The sequence below is a fragment of the Marinomonas sp. GJ51-14 genome (assembly GCF_055808695.1).
This window is the reverse complement of sequence record NZ_CM147879.1, coordinates 254,542-262,500: the sequence shown is the minus strand read 5'-3', so window position 1 is coordinate 262,500 and position 7,959 is coordinate 254,542. Positions and strand designations below refer to the sequence as shown.

Sequence of the window (7,959 nt, the reverse complement as noted above, 5' to 3'; positions counted from 1 at the left end):
TGAAGGTTAATTGATGGGGTTAGCGTAAGCGAAGCTCTTGATCGAAGCCCAAGTAAACGGCGGCCGTAACTATAACGGTCCTAAGGTAGCGAAATTCCTTGTCGGGTAAGTTCCGACCTGCACGAATGGCGTAACGATGGCCACACTGTCTCCACCCGAGACTCAGTGAAATTGAAATCGCAGTGAAGATGCTGTGTATCCGCGGCTAGACGGAAAGACCCCGTGAACCTTTACTATAGCTTCACAGTGAACTTTGAACCTATTTGTGTAGGATAGGTGGGAGGCTTTGAAGATAGGACGCCAGTTCTATTGGAGCCAATCTTGAAATACCACCCTGGTATGTTTGAGGTTCTAACTCAGGTCCATTATCTGGATCGAGGACACTGTGTGGTGGGTAGTTTGACTGGGGCGGTCTCCTCCCAAAGAGTAACGGAGGAGCACGAAGGTGTGCTCAGCATGGTCGGAAATCATGCATAGAGTGTAAAGGCAAAAGCACGCTTAACTGCGAGACAGACACGTCGAGCAGGTACGAAAGTAGGTCTTAGTGATCCGGTGGTTCTGTATGGAAGGGCCATCGCTCAACGGATAAAAGGTACTCCGGGGATAACAGGCTGATACCGCCCAAGAGTTCACATCGACGGCGGTGTTTGGCACCTCGATGTCGGCTCATCACATCCTGGGGCTGAAGCCGGTCCCAAGGGTATGGCTGTTCGCCATTTAAAGTGGTACGCGAGCTGGGTTTAGAACGTCGTGAGACAGTTCGGTCCCTATCTGCCGTGGACGTTTGAGATTTGAGAGGAGCTGCTCCTAGTACGAGAGGACCGGAGTGGACGAACCTCTGGTGTTCCGGTTGTCACGCCAGTGGCATTGCCGGGTAGCTACGTTCGGACGGGATAACCGCTGAAAGCATCTAAGCGGGAAGCCTCCCTCAAGATAAGATCTCACTGGGACATAAGTCCCCTAAAGAGCCGTTCGAGACTAGGACGTTGATAGGTTGGGTGTGTAAGTGCTGTGAGGCATTGAGCTAACCAATACTAATTGCTCGTGAGGCTTGACCATATAACACCAAAGTGGTTTTGGATGGATATGAAGAGAGAATGAAAAAGACTCTAATAGATCATCAGAAAGAGACACATATTACGATAAAGCATCAGCAATGATGAGCATCGGTTTAATACTTGATTGACGTTATTTCAAAACGAATTGTTAAAGATCCAAGCATGTCTTCGCGTGTTTTGGTAAGGCCAACGAAAGAAAGCCACCAGAACGAACGCAACCGAATTGCTTGACGATCATAGAGACGTTGAACCACCTGATCCCATCCCGAACTCAGAAGTGAAAAGCGTCATCGCCGATGGTAGTGTGGGAGATCCCATGTGAGAGTAGGTCGTCGTCAAGCTTATAATACTAAGAGCCTCACATAGCCAACGCTGTGTGGGGCTTTTTATTGCAAACACGCATGTGAGAGTAGGTCGTCGTCAAGCTTATAATACTAAGAGCCCCACATAGCCAACGCTGTGTGGGGTTTTTTATTGCAGCTAAGCATGTGAGAGCAGTAAGTCGTCAAGCTTATAATACTAAGAGCCCCACATAGCCAACGCTGTGTGGGGTTTTTTATTGCAGCTAAGCATGTGAGAGCAGTAAGTCGTCAAGCTTATAATACTAAGAGCCCCACATAGCCAACGCTGTGTGGGTTTTTTTCGTTCTGGCCTATTTGGAAACGAGAGCGTCTTGGTTGTCATTTACTTGCGCCTGTCTCGTGCCTCGACGCGTCTGCGTAAATGACAACCAAGACGCTACTCCTTTAGATCTACTGCCTTACCTTTTATTGTTTAGGCCTTCCTCGACCCGTCAGAGTTAATGAAAAACAACATCCCATCGTCAATGTGTCAGCGTCAATAATAGGGAAGACGTTTTTCTTTTTTGGCTGTTGGGAATCAAAAAAATGTAGGCTGGTATTTATGCCAATACTTGATTTGAATTGTTGGGCAGAAGCCCAGTCTATGACGCCTAGAATAATGCTGTTTTATGAAAAATTGAATTTCAATGAGCGAAATTTGAGTAAATAAATACCTAAAAGAGTTTTAAAAAATTGAAAGGAAGAAGTAATGGTAAGCTAATATGAGAGAGGCTTTCCGCTGCATCCTTGCAGCTCTTGCTTTATCCTTAAAGAGCGACAGAGCCTCCATCATGGAGGTTAAGGCAAGTCCTTTTGCCCTCTGTCTGAATAATACTTTATCGAGATTGAATTCATTGTGCAATGGTAAAATAAGAATTTTAAAACTTAATTTATTCTAAAATAGGCTTAAGAAATTAAATCAGGTAAAGGAAAAGAAGATGAGTATTTAACACGATTGAGGACTAGGGTTGAGCTTATCTCTCTTACACTTGGCAATGCAGAAATGGTTTCATTTAAAAACAATGATAAAGAAGGTAGGTCTTCACTTATGACTCGTAGCCAGTAGTCTGCTTCACCACTCACTGAATAACATTCTAATACTTTAGTCATCTCGGCTACTGCTGTTTTAAAAGCGGTATCTGGTTCGCTTGTTGTTTTATCTAATATAACATTAATAAAGGCGGTTACTTGATAACCTAATTTAGTGGCATCTAGTTGAGTGCAATATGCTTCAATTAAATTATTTTGTTCAAGTCGTTGTAAGCGTCGTGAGCATTGAGAAGGAGATAGATTTACTTGTTCTGAAAGTGCAACATTACTTAGTCTTGCATTTGATTGGAGTGCTTTAAGTAGTCGCCAATCATAACTATCTAATTCTATATTATTCATTCAATATTCCTTACCAGCATCTAAATTGTGCTGTTATGTTTTTTTATACTTTTCGTTAGGACATTTAGAATAAGGGGTTTTGTAAAGGAAACAAGTTAAAAAACATTAAAATTACTAATTTTTAAACATTTTTTTGCACGATTCGGATCTAAATTAGTAGATATTTGTAATAAGAAATAAGTGTTGAAAGAAATGCCACTGATAGTTCTCTAGCAGTGGCATTTAAATTAAGAAGAAAATTGAGCTATTTTGAAAGGTTTTCAGCCATCCAATTGATCGCTTCAGGATAGGGTTCTGGAAGAGCTAATTCTTTCAACGCGTTTTGTAATACGCTGTTATCATTTGAACAAAAATTCAAATGACCAACTTTTCTTCCTGGTCTAACTTCTTTTCCATACCAATGAAGTTCTAGACCTTTAATTTTAAGCCATTGATGATCTAGATCTACACCAATGAGGTTTACCATCATACTTTTGTTTTTTATTTCAGCAGGGGCGAGTGGGAGCCCTGTAACGGCACGTACATGGTTTTCAAACTGGGATACACTTGAGCCAGCTTGAGTCCAGTGTCCGCTGTTATGGACGCGAGGTGCAAGTTCATTGATAAGTAGACTATCTCCCACACGGAAGCATTCCATGGCCATCACACCAACATAATCTAAAGTGTCCATTAGTTTGCTTAACATTTCTTCTGCTTTATTTTGAAGTGGTTTAAGTCGTTTCAATGGAGATATAGATGCGTATAAAATGCCATTGATATGTAAATTTAGAGTAAGAGGGTAAAAGTATTTATCACCATTCTTACCTCGAACTCCAACTAGTGATACTTCCTCATCAAAGTTAATGGCTTGCTCTGCAATTGCTTGACCTTTCCAGTCATCAGGTATTTTTGTTAATTCTGACTCTTTTAGCCAATATTGACCTTTTCCATCGTAGCCACCTCGACGGCGCTTCATTAGTACTCGATTACCTAATGTTTGATAGGCGTATTCTGCAGTAGAGTCTTTTTCTACAGGAAACCAAGGGGCTGTAGCGAGGTTGAGACGATCTAGCCATTGTTTTTGTGTTAATCGATCAGCAAGCTGAGGGAAGGTGGCTAAGTTGACAAAGTTATTATGAGTAGCAAGTTGTCTTGTTGCTGCTGTATCTGGCCATTCTTCTCTTTCTGCAGTTACTATATCTTCTGCTTTTAAAGGTAATACATCCGTCGATTCTATATCGATAGGACGTACATCAATTCCAATTGGTGTTCCTGCTTGTTTAAGCATTGCACCTAATTGACCTGCTCCCAATACCCATAGAATTGACATAAATTAGGCCTCTCTTGGATCTGGATGTGCTAAAACAGTTTCTGTTTGATTGGCTCGAAACGCTTTAATTTTTTGAGCTAGTTCCGGGTTGTTCGTAGCTAAAATTTGGCAAGCCAATAAACCGGCATTGAATGCGCCAGCATTCCCAATTGCTAAAGTGCCAACAGCAACACCTTTTGGCATTTGCGCTATTGATAGTAAGCTGTCCATTCCATTTAATGCTTTACTTTGTACTGGTACGCCGAGAACTGGGAGGTGTGTGTGAGCTGCAACCATGCCTGGTAAGTGGGCTGCACCGCCAGCGCCACCAATTATTACCTTAAACCCTTTATCCGCAGCGCTTTCGGAAAATTCAGCTAATTTAACAGGTGTTCTATGGGCTGAAACCACTTCTACGTGGTAACTTACTCCAAGGATATCCATGATTTCAGCGGCACCTTCCATAGTAACCCAATCACTTTTTGATCCCATTATTAGGGCGACATCTACTTGCAAAACATTTCTCCTGATGATTTTTTCAACGTGGTGTTAAGAGAGGTGGTACGTTGAATAGGTAAATAAAATATCTGATATTTATGAGGCCTAACACATAGATATCAGATAATAATGGGCGTTAATATAGCGGATTTCGAATAAAACAGCGAGTGCTGAGATTGTTTAGGCTTATTTGATTTTAGGGAATGTAAAAGAAAAGAGCGACTTTATAGTCGCTCTTTTAGATAGTTTTCGTAATCTGGAATTTTTCGTTCGAACTCACTTTCAAATAAAGGAGATGAAACAAGAAAATTTGCAGATGAAACGCTACAAGCAATAGGAATATTCCAAACCGCAGCAACACGAAGTAATGCTTTTATATCTGGATCATGGGGCATAGGCTCAAACGGATCCCAGAAAAAAATAAGTACATCAATTTTACCTTCAGCAATCAAACCGCCTAATTGTTGGTCTCCACCAAGTGGACCACTAATAAGGGCTTGAACCGGAACCTTTAATTGTTTTTGCATTAAATTCCCGGTTGTACCTGTAGCGTAAAGATGATGTTTGATGAGCTTATCTTTATGTTTTTCCGCCCAATCTATGAGTGCTGGCTTCATATTATCATGGGCCACCAGAGCGACGTTCTTACGCTCTGGTGTTATGATGGTTTTTTGTTGCAACTGCACAATATAACCCTTCAGTGTTGGTTATTCTTTAACATCACCGACTTTAACTACTTTCATCATATTTGTCGTGCCGTAGCTAACAAGGTGATCGCCTTTTGTCACAATAACTAGGTCGCCGTCTTTGATCAAGTTAAGAGATTTAACATGATCAACCAAACCTGCAACAATAGTATCTACGTTAAATTTTTGTGATGAGAAAGATACAGGTGTAACACCACGATAAAGATTGACTTTATTTAGCGTCTCTTGATTTGGAGATAGTGCGTAAATAGGTAATCCAGAGCTAATACGAGACATTAAAAGAGGTGTTGTACCTGATTCAGTTAAGCTAATAATCGCCTTCACACCTTCTAGATGATTGGCAGCATACATAGCTGACATTGCAATTGTTTCATCGATATTGGTAAATGTTACATCAAGACGATGGCTAGAGCGGTTGATTGCAGGTTGTTTTTCAGCACCTACACAAACACGATTCATTGTATGGATAACTTCTTCTGGATATTTACCAGCAGCAGTTTCAGCAGATAGCATAACGGCGTCGGTCCCATCTAAAACAGCATTGGCAACATCGAAGACTTCAGCACGAGTTGGCATTGCGCTGGTAATCATGGTTTCCATCATTTGTGTTGCAGTGATCACAGGACGGTTCAATTGACGACAACGCTTGATCATGTGTTTTTGAACACCAATAAGCTCAGCATCACCAATCTCTACACCTAAGTCTCCACGGGCAACCATTACGGCATCAGATGCTAGGATGATAGCGTCTAATGTTTCGTGATCAGCAACTGCTTCAGCACGCTCTACTTTAGAAACTATTCCAGCTTTAAGTCCTGCAGCTTCCGCTAAAGCACGAGCTTCATGCAGATCGGCAGCACTGCGTGGGAATGAAACAGCAAGATAATCTGCTTTTAGTGCTGCTGCTGTTTTGATGTCTTCTTTGTCTTTATCTGTTAATGCTGCAGCGGATAAGCCTCCACCTTGACGGTTGATCCCTTTATTGTTGGATAGAGGTCCACCGACAATAACTTTAGTGATGACTTCCATGCCTTTAACTTCAAGTACTTCTAATACAACACGACCATCATCTAATAATAAAATGTTACCTGGTTCTGAATCTTCTGCCAGCTGAGGGTAATCAATACCAACGCGCTTTTCATCACCAGCATTTTTATCAAAGCCAACATCTAGAATAAAAGTATCACCATCTTTAAGTTCAACTTTTGTATTCGTAAAACGAGCAATACGTATTTTTGGCCCTTGTAGATCACCAAGAATAGCAATATGGCGATTGTTCTTTTTCGCCATAGCGCGAACAACTTCAGCACGGTTTATGTGATCTTCTGGTTGTCCGTGAGAGAAGTTTAGACGGAAAACGTTAGCGCCAGCCAAAATTAATTTTTCGATCATTTCTGGTGAGCTGGAAGCGGGGCCTAAAGTGGCAACAATTTTAGTTCTACGAGTCATTTTATTTACCAAAAATTAGAGAGCTTGAAGTGAAGTATAGGAAAAGATAAAGGCTGCGTCAGCAGCCTTTATATATTGATTATTTTGCGTTCATCAATGCAATAGTATTATCGAGCATACGATTAGAGAATCCCCACTCGTTGTCATACCATGCCATGATTTTGACTAGCTTACCCTGAACGCGAGTTTGTGTAGCGTCAAAATTTGATGTGTAAGCGCTGTGGTTGAAATCAGAAGATACAAGTGGCTCATGATTTACATGTAAAACTTCTGCAAGTACTGGATCTGCTTTAATAGCATCTTCAATGATCTTATTAACTTCTTCCGCAGTTGTTTCACGTGGTGCTAAGAAAGTTAAGTCAACCAATGACACATTGATTGTTGGTACGCGTACTGACATACCATCGAATTTTCCTAGCAGCTCTGGAACCACCAAACCTACAGCCGCCGCAGCGCCTGTTTTACTTGGAATCATATTCATTGCTGCAGCACGAGCACGGTATAGATCTTCATGATAAACGTCTGATAGACGCTGATCATTTGTATAAGCGTGAATGGTTGTCATCAGGCCACTTTCAATGCCTAATTTGTCACTTAATGGTTTAGCAACAGGCGCTAGACAGTTTGTTGTACAAGATGCGTTAGAGATAACAGTCATGTCAGATGTTAATACATCTTGGTTAACACCATATACAATCGTTGCATCAACTTCTTTGCCTGGAGCAGAAATAATGACTTTTTTAGCACCAGCTGTAATATGAGCGCTTGCTTTCTCTTTTGTTGTAAAAAAGCCTGTGCATTCATAAACAACATCAATACCAAGTTCGGCCCAAGGAAGGTCTGCAGGGTTACGCTCAGAGAAAGTAAGAACTTTATCTTTATTGATGTACAAAGCTTCATTATCAAATGTAACTTCTTCACCAAAACGACCATGAACTGTATCGTATTTTGTTAAATGAGCATTGGTTTTTGAATCACCAAGATCATTAATGGCTACTATTTGGATTTGATCACGCTTACCAGACTCATATAGAGCTCTAAGAGTGTTACGTCCAATTCGTCCATATCCGTTAATAGCTACCTTGATAGTCATACTCACCTCTAAACTTCTGAGAAAATATTTATCCGCACTGTTTTGGTGCAGATTAAATAAAGAAAAAACATTTTTATAATTAAAAAATACTACAATTAGGTAAAAATACTACAAAAGTGTTTTTTTAAGCAAGGAT

At 40.8% G+C, this 7,959-nt stretch carries 6 protein-coding genes and 2 rRNA genes (1 of these 8 only partly in view); 2 read left to right on the top strand and 6 right to left on the bottom strand.

From position 1 onward, the window contains the following. Together AC0L3Y_RS01270 and rrf are read left to right on the top strand one after the other, a co-directional pair. Nucleotides 1-1,059, top strand: a 23S ribosomal RNA gene (locus AC0L3Y_RS01270); it begins 1,838 nt to the left of the window's first position. Between the two features lie 225 nt (nucleotides 1,060-1,284). After that, nucleotides 1,285-1,399: ribosomal RNA gene (rrf, locus tag AC0L3Y_RS01265) — 5S ribosomal RNA — on the top strand. A gap of 906 nt (nucleotides 1,400-2,305) precedes the next feature. On the opposite strand, the gene AC0L3Y_RS01260 is transcribed toward rrf, so the two are convergent. From AC0L3Y_RS01260 to gap, 6 genes are all read right to left on the bottom strand, one after another. After that, on the bottom strand, nucleotides 2,306-2,788 hold the full coding sequence (locus AC0L3Y_RS01260; RefSeq protein ID WP_473467796.1) for an Lrp/AsnC family transcriptional regulator: 483 nt from the start codon (nucleotides 2,786-2,788) through the stop codon (nucleotides 2,306-2,308). A gap of 244 nt (nucleotides 2,789-3,032) precedes the next feature. Continuing rightward, nucleotides 3,033-4,097 (bottom strand): 5-(carboxyamino)imidazole ribonucleotide synthase, encoded by a 1,065-nt coding sequence (gene purK, locus AC0L3Y_RS01255; protein WP_473467794.1) that lies wholly within the window; start codon nucleotides 4,095-4,097, stop codon nucleotides 3,033-3,035. A gap of 3 nt (nucleotides 4,098-4,100) precedes the next feature. Further along, nucleotides 4,101-4,592 (bottom strand): 5-(carboxyamino)imidazole ribonucleotide mutase, encoded by a 492-nt coding sequence (gene purE, locus AC0L3Y_RS01250; protein WP_473467792.1) that lies wholly within the window; start codon nucleotides 4,590-4,592, stop codon nucleotides 4,101-4,103. A gap of 206 nt (nucleotides 4,593-4,798) precedes the next feature. Beyond that, nucleotides 4,799-5,254, bottom strand: coding sequence for a methylglyoxal synthase (locus AC0L3Y_RS01245; protein ID WP_473470572.1), 456 nt, complete (start codon nucleotides 5,252-5,254; stop codon nucleotides 4,799-4,801). A 27-nt stretch (nucleotides 5,255-5,281) separates the two neighbouring features. After that, nucleotides 5,282-6,730, bottom strand: a complete 1,449-nt coding sequence (gene pyk, locus AC0L3Y_RS01240; RefSeq protein ID WP_473467790.1) for a pyruvate kinase — start codon at nucleotides 6,728-6,730, stop codon at nucleotides 5,282-5,284. Nucleotides 6,731-6,809: 79 nt separating this feature from the next. Further along, nucleotides 6,810-7,823, bottom strand: a complete 1,014-nt coding sequence (gene gap / locus AC0L3Y_RS01235; RefSeq protein ID WP_473467788.1) for a type I glyceraldehyde-3-phosphate dehydrogenase — start codon at nucleotides 7,821-7,823, stop codon at nucleotides 6,810-6,812. Nucleotides 7,824-7,959 lie beyond the last annotated feature (136 nt).

Bases quoted from the DNA above. Each gene is read 5' to 3' on its own strand.
- AC0L3Y_RS01260 (WP_473467796.1), bottom strand. From the start codon at position 2,788: ATGAATAATATAGAATTAGATAGTTATGATTGGCGACTACTTAAAGCA.
- purK (WP_473467794.1), bottom strand. From the start codon at position 4,097: ATGTCAATTCTATGGGTATTGGGAGCAGGTCAATTAGGTGCAATGCTT.
- pyk (WP_473467790.1), bottom strand. From the start codon at position 6,730: ATGACTCGTAGAACTAAAATTGTTGCCACTTTAGGCCCCGCTTCCAGC.
- gap (WP_473467788.1), bottom strand. From the start codon at position 7,823: ATGACTATCAAGGTAGCTATTAACGGATATGGACGAATTGGACGTAAC.